Annotated in this window: 16 protein-coding genes, 1 tRNA gene and 1 pseudogene; 14 read left to right on the plus strand and 4 right to left on the minus strand. The window is 62.1% G+C overall.

The genetic code is table 11. The features are described 5' to 3' along the window. Window positions 1-4 precede the first annotated feature (4 nt). Complete coding sequence (mgtA, locus tag LOY33_RS06665; RefSeq protein WP_258662341.1) at window positions 5-2,716, minus strand: magnesium-translocating P-type ATPase; 2,712 nt, start codon at window positions 2,714-2,716, stop codon at window positions 5-7. 1,055 nt (window positions 2,717-3,771) lie between these two features. Here mgtA and LOY33_RS06670 point away from each other — a divergent pair. The 6 genes and pseudogenes from LOY33_RS06670 (at window position 3,772) to nadA (ending at window position 10,081) form a co-directional block, all read left to right on the plus strand. Continuing rightward, window positions 3,772-4,961 (plus strand): annotated as a pseudogene (locus LOY33_RS06670) (NAD(P)/FAD-dependent oxidoreductase). Between the two features lie 26 nt (window positions 4,962-4,987). After that, on the plus strand, window positions 4,988-5,350 hold the full coding sequence (locus tag LOY33_RS06675) for a DUF1641 domain-containing protein (protein WP_078480035.1): 363 nt from the start codon (window positions 4,988-4,990) through the stop codon (window positions 5,348-5,350). A gap of 26 nt (window positions 5,351-5,376) precedes the next feature. Further along, window positions 5,377-6,195 (plus strand): methyltransferase domain-containing protein, encoded by an 819-nt coding sequence (locus LOY33_RS06680; protein ID WP_043864230.1) that lies wholly within the window; start codon window positions 5,377-5,379, stop codon window positions 6,193-6,195. A gap of 217 nt (window positions 6,196-6,412) precedes the next feature. After that, window positions 6,413-7,282: an oxaloacetate decarboxylase gene (locus LOY33_RS06685; protein ID WP_043864299.1), complete on the plus strand. Its 870-nt coding sequence runs from the start codon at window positions 6,413-6,415 to the stop codon at window positions 7,280-7,282. 40 nt (window positions 7,283-7,322) lie between these two features. Continuing rightward, the gene (locus LOY33_RS06690; protein ID WP_058541515.1) at window positions 7,323-8,813 is read left to right on the plus strand and encodes a YdgA family protein; all 1,491 of its coding nucleotides are present in this window, start codon (window positions 7,323-7,325) and stop codon (window positions 8,811-8,813) included. A gap of 209 nt (window positions 8,814-9,022) precedes the next feature. Continuing rightward, window positions 9,023-10,081: a quinolinate synthase NadA gene (gene nadA, locus LOY33_RS06695; protein ID WP_213607178.1), complete on the plus strand. Its 1,059-nt coding sequence runs from the start codon at window positions 9,023-9,025 to the stop codon at window positions 10,079-10,081. Between the two features lie 82 nt (window positions 10,082-10,163). On the opposite strand, the gene LOY33_RS06700 is transcribed toward nadA, so the two are convergent. Further along, window positions 10,164-11,597: a M48 family metalloprotease gene (locus LOY33_RS06700; RefSeq protein WP_043864227.1), complete on the minus strand. Its 1,434-nt coding sequence runs from the start codon at window positions 11,595-11,597 to the stop codon at window positions 10,164-10,166. A gap of 128 nt (window positions 11,598-11,725) precedes the next feature. On the opposite strand from LOY33_RS06700, the gene LOY33_RS06705 reads away from it, so the two are divergent. After that, on the plus strand, window positions 11,726-11,965 hold the full coding sequence (locus LOY33_RS06705) for a sulfurtransferase TusA family protein (protein WP_043864226.1): 240 nt from the start codon (window positions 11,726-11,728) through the stop codon (window positions 11,963-11,965). A 23-nt stretch (window positions 11,966-11,988) separates the two neighbouring features. Continuing rightward, a complete protein-coding gene (locus LOY33_RS06710; protein ID WP_043864225.1) occupies window positions 11,989-13,059 on the plus strand; it encodes an AI-2E family transporter in 1,071 nt (356 codons plus the stop codon). A gap of 30 nt (window positions 13,060-13,089) precedes the next feature. Here LOY33_RS06710 and LOY33_RS06715 read toward each other — a convergent pair whose 3' ends face one another. After that, a complete protein-coding gene (locus tag LOY33_RS06715) occupies window positions 13,090-13,563 on the minus strand; it encodes a peroxiredoxin (RefSeq protein ID WP_043864224.1) in 474 nt (157 codons plus the stop codon). Between the two features lie 11 nt (window positions 13,564-13,574). Then, complete coding sequence (locus LOY33_RS06720; protein ID WP_043864223.1) at window positions 13,575-14,135, minus strand: glycine cleavage system protein R; 561 nt, start codon at window positions 14,133-14,135, stop codon at window positions 13,575-13,577. A 260-nt stretch (window positions 14,136-14,395) separates the two neighbouring features. On the opposite strand from LOY33_RS06720, the gene dapA reads away from it, so the two are divergent. From dapA to LOY33_RS06750, 6 genes are all read left to right on the plus strand, one after another. Next, window positions 14,396-15,274: a 4-hydroxy-tetrahydrodipicolinate synthase gene (gene dapA, locus LOY33_RS06725; protein WP_043864222.1), complete on the plus strand. Its 879-nt coding sequence runs from the start codon at window positions 14,396-14,398 to the stop codon at window positions 15,272-15,274. Window positions 15,275-15,291: 17 nt separating this feature from the next. Then, window positions 15,292-16,407 (plus strand): outer membrane protein assembly factor BamC, encoded by a 1,116-nt coding sequence (gene bamC, locus LOY33_RS06730; RefSeq protein WP_258662343.1) that lies wholly within the window; start codon window positions 15,292-15,294, stop codon window positions 16,405-16,407. Next, window positions 16,408-17,166 carry an MBL fold metallo-hydrolase gene (locus tag LOY33_RS06735; RefSeq protein ID WP_043864220.1) on the plus strand — a complete coding sequence of 253 codons (759 nt, stop codon included), beginning with the start codon at window positions 16,408-16,410 and terminating at the stop codon, window positions 17,164-17,166. 30 nt (window positions 17,167-17,196) lie between these two features. Continuing rightward, complete coding sequence (gene purC / locus LOY33_RS06740) at window positions 17,197-17,907, plus strand: phosphoribosylaminoimidazolesuccinocarboxamide synthase (RefSeq protein WP_010223163.1); 711 nt, start codon at window positions 17,197-17,199, stop codon at window positions 17,905-17,907. Between the two features lie 92 nt (window positions 17,908-17,999). Continuing rightward, window positions 18,000-18,089, plus strand: a tRNA-Ser gene (locus tag LOY33_RS06745). 249 nt (window positions 18,090-18,338) lie between these two features. Beyond that, window positions 18,339-18,464, plus strand: coding sequence for a hypothetical protein (locus LOY33_RS06750; protein WP_254996984.1), 126 nt, complete (start codon window positions 18,339-18,341; stop codon window positions 18,462-18,464). Window positions 18,465-18,469: the final 5 nt, after the last annotated feature.

The following is an 18,469-nucleotide window of genomic DNA, read 5'->3' on the forward strand; positions in this document are numbered from 1 at the left end:
TTCTTCAGAACCACTGCTTGAAGCGGCGGATGTACAAGGTCTTCATGGTCTGGGCGACCACGCAGTAGCTGAGCAGTGTGCCCACCAGCCAAGGGAAGTATTCCCACGGCAGCGGAACCAGGCCGACCATGCTGCCCAGCGGCGAGAAGGGCACGTAGATTCCCAGCGCCATCACCAGCCCCGTCGCCAGCATTACCGGCAAGGCTGCAGTGCTCTGGATGAACGGGATCTTGCGGGTGCGCAGCATGTGCACCACCAGGGTCTGGGACAGCAGCCCTTCGATGAACCAGCCCGACTGGAACAGGCTGGCCATTTCCACGCTGTTGGCGGCGAACACGTACCACATCAGCGCGAAGGTGGTGATGTCGAAAATGGATGAGGTTGGCCCTATCCACAGCATGAACCGCCCGATGTTCCGGGCATCCCATTTGCGTGGCTTGGCCAGGTACTCCTTGTCCATCTTGTCCCATGGCAGCGCCAACTGGGAGAAGTCGTACATCAGGTTCTGCAGCAACAGGTGAATCGCCAGCATCGGCAGGAAGGGGATGAAGGCACTGGCGACCAGCACCGAGAACACGTTGCCGAAGTTGGAGCTGGCGGTCATGTTCAGGTACTTCATGATGTTGCCGAAGGTCTCGCGACCCTTGATCACCCCTTCCTCCAGTACCATCAGGCTCTTTTCCAGCAGGATGATGTCTGCCGACTCCTTGGCAATGTCGGTGCCGCTGTCCACCGAGATGCCGACGTCGGCGTCGCGCAAGGCAGGGGCGTCGTTGATCCCGTCACCCAGAAACCCGACGGTGTGGCCGTTGGCTTGAAGGGCCTTGAGCACACGGGACTTCTGCAGTGGCGTGAGCTTGGCGAACACCGTGCGCTCTTCCACCCGGCGCGCGAGCACCTCATCGTCCATGTGCTCGATGTCGCGGCCCAGCAGCGGCTCGCCTGCCTCCAGGCCCACTTCCCGGCAGATCTTGGCGGTAACGGTGGGGTTGTCGCCGGTGAGTACCTTGACCGTCACGCCGTTGTCGCGCAGTGCGGCGATGGCCGGGCCGGCGCTTTCCTTGGGCGGGTCGAGGAAGGTCAGCAAGCCTTCGATGATCAGCTCGCGCTCATCGCTGGCGCTGTACTGGGTCTGCGTCTCGCCTGCGGCTATTTGGCGGGTACCCACCAGTAGCACGCGAAAGCCGTCGCGGTTATAGGCCTCGGCGAGTTTGAGCAGGGCCGAACGGCGCTCGGCATCCAGGCTTACGGCAGTGCCCTGCTGGCGGACCCGGCTGGCGGTCTCCAGCATCTCTTCCACGGCGCCCTTGCACACCAGCAGGTGACCACCACTGGCATCGGCCAGTATCACCGACAGACGCCGACGTACGAAGTCGAAGGGCAGTTCATCGACCTTGCGCCAGGCTGCCGGAGGGGTGAACTGCGGATTGTCCTCGGCGAAACTGACCACGGCGCGGTCCATGAGGTTTTTCATGCCGCTCTGGTGGTGGCTGTTGAGCCAGGCCAGTTGCAGCACCTCGTCGCAGCGGTTGCCGCCGACATCGACATGGTGTTCGAGGATGATGCGGTCCTGGGTCAGGGTGCCGGTCTTGTCGGTGCACAGTACGTCCATGGCGCCGAAGTTCTGGATCGCGTTCAGGCGCTTGACCACTACCTTGCGCCTGGCCATGGCGGCCGCACCCTTGGCCAGGTTGGCGCTGACGATCATCGGCAGCATTTCCGGGGTCAGGCCAACCGCTACCGCCAGGGCGAACATGAAGGCTTCGGCCCAGTCCCCCTTGGTGAAGCCGTTGATCAGCAGCACGATGGGTACCATCACCAGCATGAAGCGGATCAGCAGCCAGCTCACGCTGTTGACCCCGCGGTCGAAGGCGGTCTGCGCGCGGGAGCCGACGATGGAGCGGGCGAGTGAGCCGAAATAGGTACGAGCCCCGGTGGCGACCACCACGGCCGTGGCGGTCCCGCTGACCACGTTGGTGCCCATGAAGCAGATGTTGGGAAGGTCCAGCAGGTCCTGTTGGTCGGCGGCCTGGGCCTTGGCGGATTTTTCCTGCACCGCACCCAGGGTGTCGTACTTTTCCACTGGCAAGGCTTCGCCGGTCAGTACCGCCTGGCTGATGAACAGGTCGCGGGACTCGATCAGGCGAATGTCTGCGGGGATCATGTCGCCGGCAGACAGCTGGATGATGTCGCCCACCACCAGTTCGCGCATGGGTAGTTCTCGAACCCGCGCCTGGGCCCCTAGCTGCTCGCGCCGCAGCACGGCTGCGGTGGTGCGCACCATCGCCTTCAGGGCTTCGGCGGCCTTGGCCGATCGGTGTTCCTGCCAGAAACGCATCACGCCGCTCGCCAACATCATCACCAGCACGATGATTACGCCGGTCAGGTCGGTTTCTTCGCCGGCCTGCAGCGGCAGCCAGAAGTCGGTGAAGAAACTGATACCCGTCAAGGTCATCAGCACATAGATGAAGGGGTTGTTGAAAGCGTGCAGCAACTGCACCAGTGCATGGGGCGGACGGTCATGGGCGACTTCGTTGTGGCCGTCCCGTTGCAGGCGCCCCTGGGCTTCTCCTTCGGTGAGCCCGGCGGGGCTGGAGTTGACGTTGGCCAGGGTAACGGCCAGGCCGTTCTGGGCCTCGCGCGCGGCGCGCATCGACAGCTTGTTGCTGTCACGGGTGGGGTGGGTGTGGCGGGGTGTTGGGTTTTTTACAGTCATGGTCTGTGCTCCTGCCGCCTGCTCGCGGCACGACACACCGACAACTCAACTAATCATAGGCGAGTGAAAGTATGTCGAGTCGCGGGCAGGCGATCGATTCGAAGAGTGGAATCTTTAGCGGTGACGTTCGCTGCCTGTTGAATGAACGTGCACAGGCAGCGAACCGACTACTGGCCTCTTCCATAATGTGCTCCACAGATTTTTATTAATGCGAAGGCAATAAAGTGCCGGCGAATTTTCCAACTAGGAAATTCGTTTTTTAATAAGCGCAAAGTTGCCGTTTATTCAAGGGGAAGTACGCACCCCGAATGCATGCAAACCTGGATCAGGCGTGCTGCAGAAACAGGGCGGCGCCCCGACTCGGTGGGTCCTGACTGTCGTCCAGGCTCCAGCGCTGCTGGCGTTGGCCGCTTGTGGAGCAGACGCGCCAACGGGCCCGCAAGGCGCTGCTGGCAGGGGAGTCGCAGAGGAGCCTTGGCGCACGCACGGGCAGCCTGGGCGCGCGCAGAAGCCTGGCCCGCAGGGCTGAAGTGAAGGCGCGTACGCCCGGTATTGCAGAAGAAGTGAAGTACATAACGTGTGCCTCGCGACCGGACGAACCGGGGAGGCAAGCCACGTTGGAGCATCAAGCCCTAGCGCAGCTTACCCGACCGCGGAGTCGAGTCCCGTCATTTTCAGGGTTAAGTGCCTGGCGTTGCGCAGCGGCAATGACCAGACAGCGTCTAGATACTATGTCCATTGGCTTCTTTGGTGAGTTGAAAAAAGGCCGGATTTCCGGCCCGCGCAATTTACTCAGGAGGGGGAGCGAAGTCAACAGCAATCAGGCGTGAAAATTGAAACGTTAATAAAATTTCACACAAAGCAGCCAGCGGCAGAGGAGAGTCTGCCTGTGCCAAGGAATAATGCTAAGTGGGCAGAGTTTCACCGGTGGAAGGGTAATGTTTTTTTGAAACAGCAATTAATGTCTGTTTTGCTATAGCGATTCTGTATATGGCATTTTTTTGTAATTGCTATGGTACTTGGCATGGATTCAAAACCAGCCAGGGAGTGGGGCTATGTCTAAAACTATTGTCGTCGTGGGGGGAGGTGTCGGCGGCACGATGCTCGCCAATCAATTGGTCAGACAACTGTACCCGGAAATACTCAAACACCAGGTCACGGTCAAACTGCTGTCGAATTCGCCGGATCATTATTACAAACCTGCCTTCATGTACGTTGCCTTCAACAGCTATTTCCAGGAAGACCTGAAACGGCCCGAGCGTTCGCTGTTGCGACCTGAAATCGACTTCCAGGTGGAGGAGGTCACCCGCTTCGACTTCCCCGGACAAACCCTGCACACCCGCTCTGGAAGGCACGTGGGCTATGACTTTCTGGTGATCGCGACGGGCTGCGTACCCGCTCCCGAGCGCATCGAGGGGCTGCAGGAGGCGGGGGATCATTTCTATCAATACAAGGCGGCGCGACAATTGGCGCAACGTCTGATGACGATTGAAAAAGGGCGCATCTTCATATCCGTTTCTTTCCCACAGACGCCCAATGTTCCGCATCAGTGCGGTATTGCGCCGGTGGAAACTACCTTGATGCTGGATGACTTGCTGCGCCGTCGCGGTGTTCGCAATAACATTGAAATTGTTTATACCTATCCGACCACTGCGCAATTGCTCAGAAACTGTCTGTTCATGCAGCGGCCAACCGGAGAACTGTTGCCCACCCTTTTGAACAGAAGAACATCAGGTTTCAGCGTGGCTTCACCCTGGACCGCGTGGACCCGGATCAACGTATTGCCTATTCGGCCGAAGGCCAGGCGCAGCCGTTCGACATCCTGATGGCGACCCCACCCATTCGTGCAGTGGACGCGGTGATACAGAGCGGTGCGTCCCAGGCCCCCAACAACGAGGGCTGGCTGCCGACCAACCACGAGACCCTGCAGGTCTACGGCCTGGAGAACGTCTACGTGATCGGCGACACCATGGACCTGCCCATCAGCAAGGCGGGCGGTGCCTGCCATAACCAGGCACCGGTGGTGGCCAACAACATCGCCGGCGAGATCCGCCTGGGCACCCCCTGCGCCGTCTACGACGGGAAGGTCCAGGCCGTTGCGCAGATGGGCCTCAACGCCGGCATGCCACTGACCTACAACTACCAGCAGGATGTGGTGCCCACCCCGCCGACCAAGCTGGGCGGCCTGTTGCGCAATGGATTCAACCGGGGTCTCTACTGGGCGGTTGCCCGTGGAATGATCTGAGTCGAGCGGTGCAGGAGTACGTCGATATGGAAACCTTCGAACCTACCGTGGAACACCTTGCTCACCCGGGCGTTGATGCCCTGATGAAAAAACTCGAACCGCTGCTGGTCAGTGGTCGCATGGACAACATCATCGACTTGCTGTCGCTGGGGTCCGACCTGGTCGACCTGCTCGACACCGCGATGGTGGACAAGCTGGCCCATGGGTTCGAGGACGTGACAGCCCTGACCTGGACCGTGGGCAACGCGCTGCGCATGGCGCAGGCGCAGAGCAGCGATACCCAGCCACCAAGCCTGCTGGGCCTGGTGCAACTGCTGCGCGAGCCGCAAACGCGACGTGGTATCGCGCTGGTGTTGAGGGTGTTGAACAATCTTGGACGGCAATATTGATCGCATGGAGCGAGAGGAACGTGGCAATGCTTGTAAAACAGCAACAGGGTCTGCGCGGGAGTACGACCTGGGACCCGCAAGGCTATCAGCAGTTTTCGCGTTTGAGGGAGCGTCCGGTGATCGAGCTGCTCGATCACCTGCCCTTGCAGGCACCAGCGTCCATCTATGATTTGGGCTGTGGTACCGGAATCGCCACCCGGCTGCTGGCCGAACGCTGGCCGGAGGCACAGTTGTTCGGCGTCGACAGCTCGGCGGAAATGCTCGCCGAGGCCCGAGCCCTGCCGGTCAATGCCCAATGGCTGAACAGCGACATAGGCCAGTGGGAGCCCAAGCAGCCGGCAAGCCTGCTGTTCGCCGCTGCCGTGCTGCATTTCATGGAGGACCACGAAAACCTGCTGCCGCGGCTGCTCGGCAATCTGCACGCCGGCGGCTACCTGGCGCTGCACATGCCCAACTGGCGGGATGCACCCTGGTACCACCTGATGCTCAGGGCCCTGAGCGAATGCGGGCCTGCGGGCCGGGTGATCGGCACGCTGGAGCTGCGCAAGTTCATGTCGGCGCGCAATGTCCTGTCCCTGGACTGCTACTACCGGTTGCTGGCGCCGCTTACCAGCAAGCTGGATATCTGGGAAACCGAGCATCTGCAGGTGGTCGAAGGCCAGTCGCCGGTGTTCGACTGGGTCAAGGTTTCGGCACTGCGCCCGGTGCTCAGCTCCCTGGATGACGAGGACCGTGAGGCCTTTCTGCGCAAGTACCTCAGGCTTCTGGAAGCGCACTACCCGCGTGAGGACGACGGGCGCACGCTGTTCCCGTTCAAGCGCACCTTCATCGTGGCCTCGGTCTGAGATTGCCCTTGGGCGGTCACTCTCGACAGCCCTGCAAGCCGCGACTGGTCTCTCCCTCAGAATGAGGGGTGTCAGCGCGTGCAGGGCTTCTGGAGGGGGGGCGTTTTCGTTTTCTGTTCGCTTATTTTTGTTTGGGTTCGGGTCTGGCGACTGTCGGAGTGTCGGGCAGGAATGGTATGTTCTCCTCCAGAATGAAGATGAAGAAACTGGAATGATCATGCCTAGAGCCTCCCACCAAGATTTGCGCCGTGCCTTTCGTAAACTCCTGGCCTCCCCGGTCTGCTATCACACGGCTTCCGTGTTCGACCCGATGTCTGCGCGAATCGCCGCCGACCTCGGCTTCGAAGTCGGCATCCTGGGCGGCTCGGTGGCTTCGTTACAGGTGCTGGCGGCTCCGGACTTTGCCCTGATCACCTTGAGTGAATTTGCCGAGCAGGCCACGCGCATCGGGCGTGTCGCACAGCTGCCGGTGATCGCCGACGCCGACCACGGCTACGGCAACGCGCTGAACGTGATGCGCACCGTCACCGAGCTCGAGCGCGCCGGCGTGGCTGCGCTGACCATCGAAGACACCCTGCTGCCTGCCCAGTTCGGGCGCAAGTCCACCGACCTGATCAGCATCGACGAAGGCGTGGGCAAGATCCGCGCTGCCCTGGAGGCTCGCGTCGACCAGGAGCTGTCGATCATCGCGCGCACCAATGCCGCGCTGATCCCGGTCGAAGAAGTCATTGCCCGCGTGGTCGCGTACCAGAATGCTGGCGCCGACGGCGTGTGCATGGTCGGCATCCGCGATTTCGATCACCTCGAAGAGATTGCCCGCCACGTCAGCGTGCCGCTGATGCTGGTGACCTACGGCAACCCGCAGCTGCACGACGACACGCGCTTGGCCGAGCTGGGCGTGCGTATCGCCGTGGATGGCCATGGCGCCTACTTCGCCGCGATCAAGGCCACCTACGACTGCCTGCGCGAGCAGCGCCGCATCACCAGCAGCGCCTCGGACCTCAGTGCCACCGAACTCACCCATACCTACACCGTACCCGGCGACTACATCGTCTGGGCGCGGGAGTTCATGGACGTCAACGAGTAACATCGCTTCACCTCAATATGGATAGCAAACGGATCAATTCATGAAGAAAACACTGGGAGTGGTGTGCGGGCTTGCCGTCGCCGTAGCGGCCGTATGCACGGCCGGGGCGTGGTATACGGGCAAGCAGTTGCCTGGCGTGCTGGAGCACGCTACCGCACAGTCCAATCTGCAGATGCAAAAGTCGTTCAAGGGCCTGGGTGCCACGGCGCGGCTTGAGCTGGTATCGCTGGAGCAACACCTGTTCAGCAGTGTCGCGCGTTACAGGTTCACCGTGCAGAACCTGGAGCTGGGCGATGAGCCGAGCAACCTGGAACTGACCCTGGTCGATCGCATCGAGCACGGGCCGTTTCCCTGGCAGCGGGTCAAGGCATTCAAGCTGATGCCGGTGATGGCGGCATCCAGCACCTCGATCGAGAAGGATGCCACCACAGCCGAGTGGTATGCGGCCAGCGGTGATGTCTCGCCGGTGCAGGGCGAGTTCAGCCTGGGCTATGACCAGTCGTATGACGGCACGTTGAGGCTGATGCCGCTGGACATCGCCAAGGACGGTTCGTCGGTGAAGTTCTCCGGCTTCGACCTGGGCATGAGCGGTGACTTCGAAGGCAAGCGCCTCAAGCTCGACGGCAGCATGGGCACCTTGCAGGTGTCGATGGTCGATAGCGAGACGCCGCCGCTCAAGTTCGACCTCAAGGGCCTGAAACTGGTTGCAGACCTCACCCTGACGCCCTACGACTTCTATGAAGGCCAGGCCGACGTGACCCTGGACGACAGCGCCTTCACCTTTGGCGATCGCCAGGTACCGCTGACCGTCAAGGGTGTGGAGCAACGCAACACCTACAAGGTCAACGGCGACAAGGTCGATGCCAGGGCCGCCTACAAGGTCGACGCCATCACCTATGACGGCAAGGCCGTGGGCGGCGGGCAACTGGTGGTGGCGGTCAACCGCTTCGATATCCCTGCGCTGCAGGCGATCATGGCGATCTATGAGAAGCACATGCCCCAGTTGCAGGAGACGGCCGCTGCCGGCCAACCGCCCGAGCTGGAGCTGAATGCCGAAGAGCAGGCGCTGATGCAGGTGCAGATGATGCAGTTGCTGGCGGGCAAGCCTCAGGTGGCCGTGGAGGACCTTTCCTTCAAGACCGCCAACGGTGAAAGTCGCTTCAACCTCACCCTGGACCTGGCCAAGCCGACGTCGGCCGACCTGCCTTCCGATCAACTGGTGCGCCAGATGATCGAGAAACTGCAGAGCAGCTTGTCGCTGTCCAAGCCGATGATCGGTGACCTGGCAGCCTTGCAGGCCAGCCTGGAAGGGCAGGACGAGGCGCAGGTCAAGCAGGCCGCAATGGCCGGCGAGATGGTCGGGCAGATGGCCTTGTATTCCAAGCTGGCCACGCTCAAGGGCAATGACATCATTGCCAACCTGCACTATGCCGATGGCCAGGTGGCCTTCAACGGGCAGAAGATGACCGTTGAAGAGTTCGCCGCGCTGGTGATGTCCAGCCTCGGCGGCCTGCAACCGGCAGGCAACTGACCGCTGGGCTGGCGGGCTTGCCCCGCCAGCCTGGTTTGGCAAAAAACCCTTTAGAATTCATTCGATTATCTGTAGCCTTCGGCAACCCATAAAACCCGAGGCCGCAGAGGGTCTTTGGTTCTGTCGTACAGGCTGAACCGTTATCCGATTTGCCAGGGCTCGGTGATACACTCGACTTACGCGCACTAGCGCCTGCAGGTCTTGCGAACATGACCCAGATTTCCGAACGCCTTCTGGTCCAGGCCCACCTCGACGCCAAGCAGCCCAAGCCGCTGACGCCCGAGCAAGAGGCTGACTACCGTGCCGCCATCGCCGCCGAGCTCAAGGCTCAGGACGCCGTGCTGGTGGCCCACTTCTACTGTGATCCGGTGATCCAGGCCCTGGCCGAGGAGACCGGCGGTTGCGTGTCCGACTCGCTGGAGATGGCCCGTTTCGGCAACCAGCATCCGGCCAAGACCGTGGTGGTGGCCGGTGTACGCTTCATGGGTGAGACGGCGAAGATCCTCAACCCCGAAAAGCGCGTGCTGATGCCGACCCTGGAGGCCACCTGCTCGCTCGACCTGGGTTGCCCGGTGGAGGACTTTTCGGCGTTCTGTGACAAGCACCCCGAGCGCACCGTGGTGGTGTATGCCAACACGTCGGCGGCGGTCAAGGCACGGGCCGACTGGGTGGTGACCTCCAGCTGTGCGCTGGAGATCGTCGAAAGCCTGATGGACAACGGCGAGACCATCATCTGGGGGCCTGACCAGCACCTGGGCCGCTACATCCAGAAGAACACCGGCGCGGACATGCTGCTGTGGGACGGTGCCTGCATCGTTCACGAGGAGTTCAAGTCGCGTCAGTTGCTGGACATGAAGGCGCTGTACCCGGACGCGGCGATCCTGGTGCACCCCGAGTCGCCAGAGGCGGTGATCGACCTGGCCGATGCGGTGGGTTCCACCAGCCAGCTGATTGCGGCTGCGCAGCGCATGCCGAACAAGACCTTCATCGTGGCCACCGACCGCGGCATTTTCTACAAGATGCAGCAGCTGTGCCCGGACAAGATCTTCGTCGAGGCGCCCACTGCCGGCAACGGCGCGGCGTGCCGCAGTTGCGCGCACTGCCCGTGGATGGCGATGAACACGCTTGAGCGCACCTTGCAGTGCCTGCGCGAGGGCAGCAACGAGATCTTCGTCGAGCCGGCGCTTATCCCGCAGGCACTCAAGCCACTCAAGCGCATGCTGGACTTCACCCAGGCGGCGCGGCTCAAGCTCTCCGGCAACGCCTGAAAGCAGCATCGCGGGTCGAGCCCGCTCCCACAAGGGGGCGGGGCTGACCCGCGATATGGTGTGCGCGCTACCTTGATGCGTGTCAGCGCATCATGTCCTTGACCATCCGCTGCTGTTCCATCAGCTCGCGCTGACGGGCATCGATCTTCGACGACAGCACAAAGTTGTTGCCCGCCCGCTGCTTGGCGTAGTCGAGCTGCTGCAAGGCCTGGTCGAAGTCGCCCACCAGAGCAAAGTACTCGGCGCGAGCCTGGTGCAGGCCGATTGTGTTGCCCGACAGGCCGCGAACCTCCGCCACCTCATACCAGACATCCGGGTCTTGTGGCCGATTCTTGAGCAGCGCATCCAGTGCCTTCTCTGCCTCGGCCGGGCGGTTCTGCTTGAGCAGCAGGTCGATGCGTGACTGCTGCAGCGGGTAGTTGCCCGGGTACAGGGCTCGCATCTTCTCCACCCGTTGCTGGGCATCGGCCAGGCGGTTGTTGGTGACGTCCAGGTCGATCTGCGCAAGGTTGTAGGTGATGTCGTTGGGTGCCTTGGCGAGCAAGGGCTTGAGGCTCTCGCGGGCCTCGTTGAGCTGGCCGCCCTTGATCTGCGCCAGTGCCAGGCCGTAACGCGCCGCATCCAGGTTGGGGTTTTCGTCCAGCAGGGCGCGGAAGCGCTTGGCACCCAGGCCCGGCGTGCCTTCGTAGGTCAGTTGCAGGCGTGCACGAATCAACTGGTAGCGCAGGCTGTCGTCCACACCGCCCTTGGGGGCCTGTTCGGCACGGTTGCGGGTGTCGGCGACCCGCGACTCGGTAACCGGGTGAGTCAGCAGAAATTCCGGTGGCTTGGCGCTGTACTGGTACTGGCGCATCAGCCGTTCGAACATGGTCGGCATGTTGCGCGGATCGTAGCCGGCCTTTTCCAGGTTGAGGATGCCGATGCGGTCGGCCTCCTGTTCGTTCTGGCGCGAGAAGCGCCGTTGTTCCTGGATGGCGGCGGCCTGGGTGCCGGCAATCGCGGCGATGCCGGCATCGCCAGCCCCGGCAGCGGCGGCAATGATGCCCACCAGCAGGGCGCCCATCATCGGCAGTTGCATGCGTTGCTGGGCTTCCACGCCGCGGGCGAAGTGGCGTTGCGACAAGTGCGCCAGTTCGTGGGCCAGCACCGAGGCGTACTCGCCCTCGGTCTGGGCGTTCAGGAACAGGCCGCCGTTGACCCCCACGATCCCGCCGGGGGCGGCGAAGGCGTTGAGTTCCTTGCTGTCGATCAGGATGAACTCCAGGCGCCGGTCCTGCAGCTGGCTGGTTTCGGCAAGGCGGTAGACGCTGGTTTCGACGTAGTCCTTGAGCTGGGGGTCGGACAGCTGGCGCACGTTGCCGCGCAGCAGGCTCAACCAGGCGCGGCCCAGTTGGTGTTCCTGTTGCGGGGAAACGATGGCCGAGCTGGCGTCGCCGAGTGACGGCAGGTCGTCGGCATGGCTCGGTAGAGCCAGCAGGCAAGCCAGCGTCAGCAGGGTAGGGCGCAGAAAATTCATGCACGAAGCTCGGGTCGACAAAGAACCTTACTGTAGCCGGCTCACACGTTGACGACCAGTGGCGGTATCCTACGAGGTCTGTGCATGCCGCTACCTGCCGTGGGCATGCACCTGCCTGGAGAAGCCCGATGACCGATGCCGTACCCTGCGACGCCGAACTGGATGCCAGCGGCCTGAATTGCCCCTTGCCGTTGCTCAAGGCCAAGATGGAGCTCAACCGCCTGGGCAGTGGTGCAGTACTCAAGGTGGTGGCCACCGATGCCGGCTCGCAGCGCGACTTCCGCACTTTTGCCCGCCTGGCCGGTCATACGCTGCTGCATGAGCAGGCCGACGCCGGGGTCTACACCTACTGGCTCAAGAAAGCCTGAACCCTTCTTTTTAAGGATCACCGATGTTCAAAGTGCTTCGTGGCTGGCTGCACCGCTATTTCTCGGATGAAGAAGCGGTGGTGCTGGCGGTCCTGCTGTTTCTGGGGTTCACCGCGATACTGACCCTGGGCGGCATGCTGGCTCCGGTGCTGGCGGGCATGGTGCTGGCGTTCCTGATGCAGGGCCTGGTCAATGCGCTGGAGCGCCTGCGGGTGCCCAGCAAGGTGGCGGTGGGGCTGGTGTTCCTGCTGTTCCTGAGCGCGCTGGCGGTGTTCCTGCTGGTGCTGGTGCCGTTGCTCTGGCACCAGTTGATCACCCTGTTCAACGAACTGCCGGGCATGCTTGGCAAGTGGCAGTCGCTGCTGTTGCTGCTGCCGGAGCGCTACCCGCATCTGGTCTCGGATGAGCAGGTGCTGCAGGCCATCGAGGCGATGCGCGGCGAGATCGGCAAGTTCGGTCAATGGGCGCTGACCTTCTCGCTGTCGAGCCTGCCGTTGCTGGTCAACATCATGATCTACCTGGTGCTGGTGCCGATCCTGGTGTTCTTCTTTCTCAAGGACCGCGAGCAGATCGCGCGCTGGGTCAGCGGCTACCTGCCGCGCGAGCGGGCCCTGATGACCCGCGTGGCCGAGGAGATGAACCGCCAGATCGCCAACTACATTCGCGGCAAGGGCATCGAGATCCTGATCTGCGGCGTGGCCACCTACATCGCGTTCATCGCACTGGGCCTGAATTATGCGGCGCTGCTTGCGCTGCTGGTGGGGTTGTCGGTGGTGGTGCCGTATGTGGGGGCGGTGGTGGTAACCGTACCGGTGACCCTGATTGCCCTGTTCCAGTGGGGCTGGGGCGACCAGTTCATCTACCTGATGGCGGTGTACGCGATCATCCAGGCGCTGGACGGCAACGTGCTGGTGCCGCTGCTGTTCTCCGAAGCGGTCAGCCTGCACCCGGTGGCGATCATCTGCGCAGTACTGCTGTTTGGCGGATTGTGGGGCTTCTGGGGGATCTTCTTCGCGATCCCGCTGGCTACGCTGTTCAAGGCGGTGCTCGACGCCTGGCCGCGGCGTGAGCCGGTGGTGGCGCCGCTGCTCTAGCCGCGGCGCACGCTTCGCCGGCGAAGCGCTTCAGCCCTTGTTCAATGCTTGCGCCTGCGCCAGCACCGCTTCCACATGCCCGGGCACCTTCACGCCGCGCCATTCCTTGCGTAGCACACCCTCGCTGTCGATCAGGAAGGTGCTGCGGTCTACCCCCATGTATTCCTTGCCGTACAGCTTCTTGAGCTTGATCACGTCGAACAGCTGGCACAGGGCTTCGTCCTTGTCGCTGATCAGCTCGAACGGGAAGCCCTGCTTGGCCTTGAAGTTCTCGTGGGACTTGAGCCCGTCACGCGATACGCCGAACACCTCGGTGTTGGCCGCCTGGAACGCCGCGTACTGGTCGCGAAAGCCCTGGCCTTCGGTGGTGCAGCCCGGGGTGCTGTCCTTGGGGTAGAAGTAGATCACCACTTGGCGACCCTTCAGGCCGCTCAGGCTGACGGTCTTGGCGCCGGTGGCTTGCGCCTCGAAATCGGCGACGGGTTGGTCGAGTGCTACGGCCATTGCGGGTTTCCTTACATGGGGTTCTGTGGGCGCCACGGTTCGATCAGCGCATCCAGGTTCAGGGCGTCGGAGAAGTCCAGGAACTGGTCACGCAGCCAGCTGATCTGGGTGCCGGCCGGCAGGGTCACGGTGAACGTGGCGTTGAGCATGGTGCCGCCGGTCTGTGGTGCCTGATAGGTGTCGCAGGTCAGGTTCTCCAGCTCGACGTTGTGGTCGATGAAGAACTGGCACAGCTCGTTGATGATGTCGGGGCGGTACGCGGCACTGACATAGGCGACGTAGGGCAGCGACAGCGGGCGCACTTCGAGTTCGGCGCTACGCACCACATTCACGGTGAAGGTGTGCTTCTTGGCCAGGGTCGGCAGCGCCGCTTCGAAACGCGCCAGGGCGTCCCAGCTACCGGTGACCTGCAGCACCAGTGCGCTGCACTCGCCGTGGCGGGTCAGGCGCGAGGTGACGACCGAGCAGCGATTGTCGTTGCTGGCCCGGCACAGAATGTTGGTCAGTTCCATGGGGTTGGCGCCCAGGGCACTGATGACAAGGAATTGTTCGCGAACGGTGGGGGTGGACATGCAGCATTCCTAAAGCGATGAGCGGTCGGTACGTGACGGGGCAAATAGGCTTGTCGGCGTGGTTCCGTGGCTCAGGATCGAGGGCTCGGGCACTGTCGGGGCGCGTTGTCGGCAGCCCGGCGGGCCGCTGTGTACCGATCAAAGAGAGAAGGGTAGCGAAAATGGTCGCCGAGGGGAATGCTCCTGCCGCCTGCTTCGCTTGTGCAAGCCCTGTGGCGCCAGTACCATTACCGCTCTCTTTTTCCGGCAGGAGCAGCTTCATGATTGCGGGCAGTATGGTGGCATTGGTCACACCCATGGATGCACAAGGGCGTCTTGACTGGGACAGCCTCAGCAAACTCGTGGACTTCCACCTGGAAAACGGCACCCACGCCATCGTTGCGGTCGGTACCACCGGCGAATCGGCGACCCTGGATGTCAATGAGCACATCGAAGTCATCAAGGCCGTGGTCAAACAGGTCAACGGCCGTATTCCGGTGATCGCCGGTACGGGTGCCAACTCCACCAGCGAAGCGGTGCACCTGACCCGCAATGCCAAGGACGCCGGTGCCGACGCCTGCCTGCTGGTGGTGCCTTACTACAACAAGCCGACCCAGGAAGGCCTGTACCAGCACTTCAAGCACATTGCCGAAGCCGTCGACATCCCGCAGATCCTCTACAACGTGCCCGGCCGTACCGCCTGTGACATGCAGGCCGAGACCGTGATCCGTCTCTCGAGCGTGCCCAACATCATCGGCATCAAGGAAGCCACCGGCGACCTCAAGCGTGCCAAGGCGATCCTGGATGGCGTGAGCAAGGATTTCATCGTGCTGTCCGGCGATGATCCGACCGCCGTCGAACTGATCCTTCTGGGCGGTAAAGGCAACATCTCGGTGACCGCCAACGTCGCCCCGCGCGAAATGGCCGACCTGTGCAACGCCGCACTCGAAGGCAAGGCCGACGAGGCCCGCGCCATCAACGAAAAACTGATGCCCCTGCACAAGGACCTGTTCGTCGAAGCCAACCCGATTCCGGTGAAGTGGGCTTTGGTCGAAATGGGCCTGATGCACAAAGGCATCCGCCTGCCGCTGACCTGGCTGAGCGAATCCTGTCACGATACGGTACGCCAGGCCATGCGCCAGTGCGGCCTGAAGTTTTAATTGAGGACGTACACCGCATGAAGCGATTGGCTGGTCTTTCCGCCCTTGCCTTGATCATCTCCAGCACCAGTGGTTGTGGCTGGCTCTGGGGCGAAGAGGGTTACTTCCGTGACCGGGGCAGCGATTATCTGGAGGCCACTCAAAAGCCGCCGATGCAGCTGCCGCCGGATGTCAGCAACGTCAAGCGTCTTGACCCGCTGCTGCCGATTCCGCGCAACGTCGCCGACGACAACGTCAAGGGCGAGTTCGAAGTGCCGCGTCCACAGCCGTTGGCGGCAGGTGCCGACATCAGCGATTTCAGCCTGCAGAAGAGCGGCGCTTCGCGTTGGGTCCTGGCCCAGCGCGCCCCGGCCGAGGTGTGGCCGGTGGCCCACCAGTTCTTCGAGGACAACGGCTTCCGCATCGCCGAAGAGCGCCCGCAGACCGGCGAGTTCAGCACCACCTGGCAGCGTTTCGACGAGTTGTCGGCGTCCATGGCCCAGCGCCTGGGCGGTGTTGCAGGCAGCAGCAACAATGAAATCCGTGCCCGGGTTCGCATCGAGCCGGGCGTACAGCGCAATACCAGTGAAGTCTATGTGGTGACCGTCGAGCGTGCTGCCGGCAGCACCGCCGAACAGGACTTCCCGGCACGCGCCGAGAACACCGGTGTGGACGCTGCACTGGTCGACGAAATGCTTGCCAGCATGACCCGCAGCGCCGAGAAGGGCGGTTCGGTATCGCTGCTGGCGGCCCGTGACTTCGATACCCCGAGCCGTGTCAGCCTGAGCGAAGACGGCAGCGGCAACCCGGTACTGAACCTGAGCGCCGACCTCGATCGCGCCTGGTCCAGCGTCGGCCGTGCCCTGGAACAGGGCGAATGGCGGGTTGAGGACATCAACCGCAGCCTGGGCCTGTACTACATCAACCTTGCCGAAAAAGCCGAGGCCAAGGACCAGGAGCCTGGTTTCTTCAGCCGCCTGTTCGGCAGCGCGCCGAGCAAGGAAGAGCGTGAAGCCCGCGCCGAGCGCTATCAGGTACGCCTGAGCAAGGTGGGTGACAGCGTGCAGGTGACGGTCGAGAAGAACATCAACACCGTGGCCCCGGCCGATGTGGCCCGTCGCGTGCTGAGCGTCATCCAGGACAACCTGGGTTAAGTGCGCTTCGCCGTACTCGGAAGTGGCAGCCAGGGAAATGGCACGCTGATTGTCAGTGGCAGTACCTGCGTACTGGTCGATTGCGGGTTCTCCCTGCGCGAAACCGAGCGGCGTCTCGCGCTGCTCGGCGTGTCGGCGGCGCAGTTGAGCGCGGTGCTGGTGACCCACGAGCATGCCGACCACGTGCATGGGGTGGGTTTGCTGGCGCGGCGCTACAATGTGCCGGTGTACCTCAGTCGTGGCACCTTGCGCGGGATGCGCAAGCCCGTGGAGCCCAGCGGCTTCCTGGCAGCTGGCGATACCCTGCAGCTGGGTGCATTGAGCATTGCCGCCGTTGGCGTCAGCCACGATGCGCTGGAGCCCTTGCAGTATGTGTTCAGCGATGGCCGCCGCCGGTTTGGCGTGCTGACCGACCTGGGCTCGTACGACGCGGCCCTGCTCGACAGCTATCAGGGCCTGGATGCCTTGCTGATCGAAGCCAACCATTGTCGCGACATGCTGGGCCGCGGGCATTACCCGATGTTCCTCAAGCAGCGCGTGGGTGGCGACTACGGACATTTGAACAACCACCAGGCCGCGCGCCTGGTGTCGGAGTTGGGCTGGCAGAACCTGCAGCACCTGGTGCTGGCCCACCTCAGCAGCAAGAACAACCTGCCACAGCTGGCCCGGCAATGTTTCGTCGACGCCCTCGGGTGTGACCCGGACTGGCTGCAAGTGGCGAATCAGGATTACGGGCTCGACTGGCGCGAAATCGCCTAGCCCATTTCAATTTAGCAAGCGGAGCCCATCATGGAAAAACGTGAAGAACTCTACCGCGGCAAAGCCAAGTCGGTGTACAAGACCGACGACGCCGACCGCTTGATCCTGCTGTTTCGCAACGACACCTCGGCGTTCGACGGCAAGCGTATCGAACAGCTCGACCGCAAGGGCATGGTGAACAACAAGTTCAACGCCTTCATCATGCAGAAGCTTGAAGAAGCCGGCATTCCAACCCAGTTCGACAAGCTGCTGGGCGACAATGAATGCCTGGTCAAGAAGCTCGACATGATTCCGGTCGAGTGCGTGGTGCGCAACTACGCAGCCGGCAGCCTGGTCAAGCGCCTGGGCGTGGAGGAGGGCATCAAGCTGGAGCCGTCGACGTTCGAGCTGTTCCTCAAGAACGACGAGAAGGGCGACCCGTTCATCAATGAATCCCACGTGGTTGCGTTCGGCTGGGGCACCGCCGAGCAGCTGGTGAAAATGAAGGCGCTGTCGTTGAAGGTCAACGAAGTGCTGAGCAAGCTGTTCGACGACGCTGGTCTGCTGCTGGTGGACTTCAAGCTCGAGTTCGGCGTGTTCCATGGCGAGATCGTGCTGGGTGACGAGTTCAGCCCGGATGGTTGCCGCCTGTGGGACAAGGAAACCCGCAAGAAGATGGACAAGGACCGCTTCCGTCAGGGTCTGGGCGACGTGATCGAAGCCTACGAAGAAGTTGCCAAGCGTCTGGGCGTGCCGCTGTAAGCGCGTGACTGACGCAAGCGCCTGATACCACGCGAATTTTTTTCACAAGAAGCTTTGCGTTTGGGAAAACTGCTGGTATCATGCGCGCCACTGGAGAGATGCCGGAGTGGCCGAACGGGACGGATTCGAAATCCGTTGTACTGGCAACAGTACCTAGGGTTCAAATCCCTATCTCTCCGCCATACATGCAAGAGCCCCTGAAACCTACGGTTTCAGGGGCTTTTTGCTTTTCGCGTGCGCACAGCAATTGTGCGTAGGAAACACTGTTCCCTGTTTCGGCGCGTTCTGGCACTCAAGTAACACCCCATAAACCACGTATTCACGCCTGGAGTCAGGACTTTTCCTATGGGCAGTGAAAGTGGCCGGTATTACTCTCGACCTGCACCTGAAAACAAGTGCGCACATGAATCCATCATGAAAAGGATATTTCCATGGGTAAGTACTGCTGCATGTATATCAACGAGTTCAAGGTCGACCAACCTGCTGAAGACGAAGTGGATAGCGTCAAGCTGGAAGAAGAGTTCACGCCAGAAGAAGCTGCTGTACTGGCTGAGTGATGAAA

Source organism: Pseudomonas sp. B21-036 (genome assembly GCF_024748925.1).
Classification (GTDB): Bacteria; Pseudomonadota; Gammaproteobacteria; order Pseudomonadales; family Pseudomonadaceae; genus Aquipseudomonas; species Aquipseudomonas palmensis.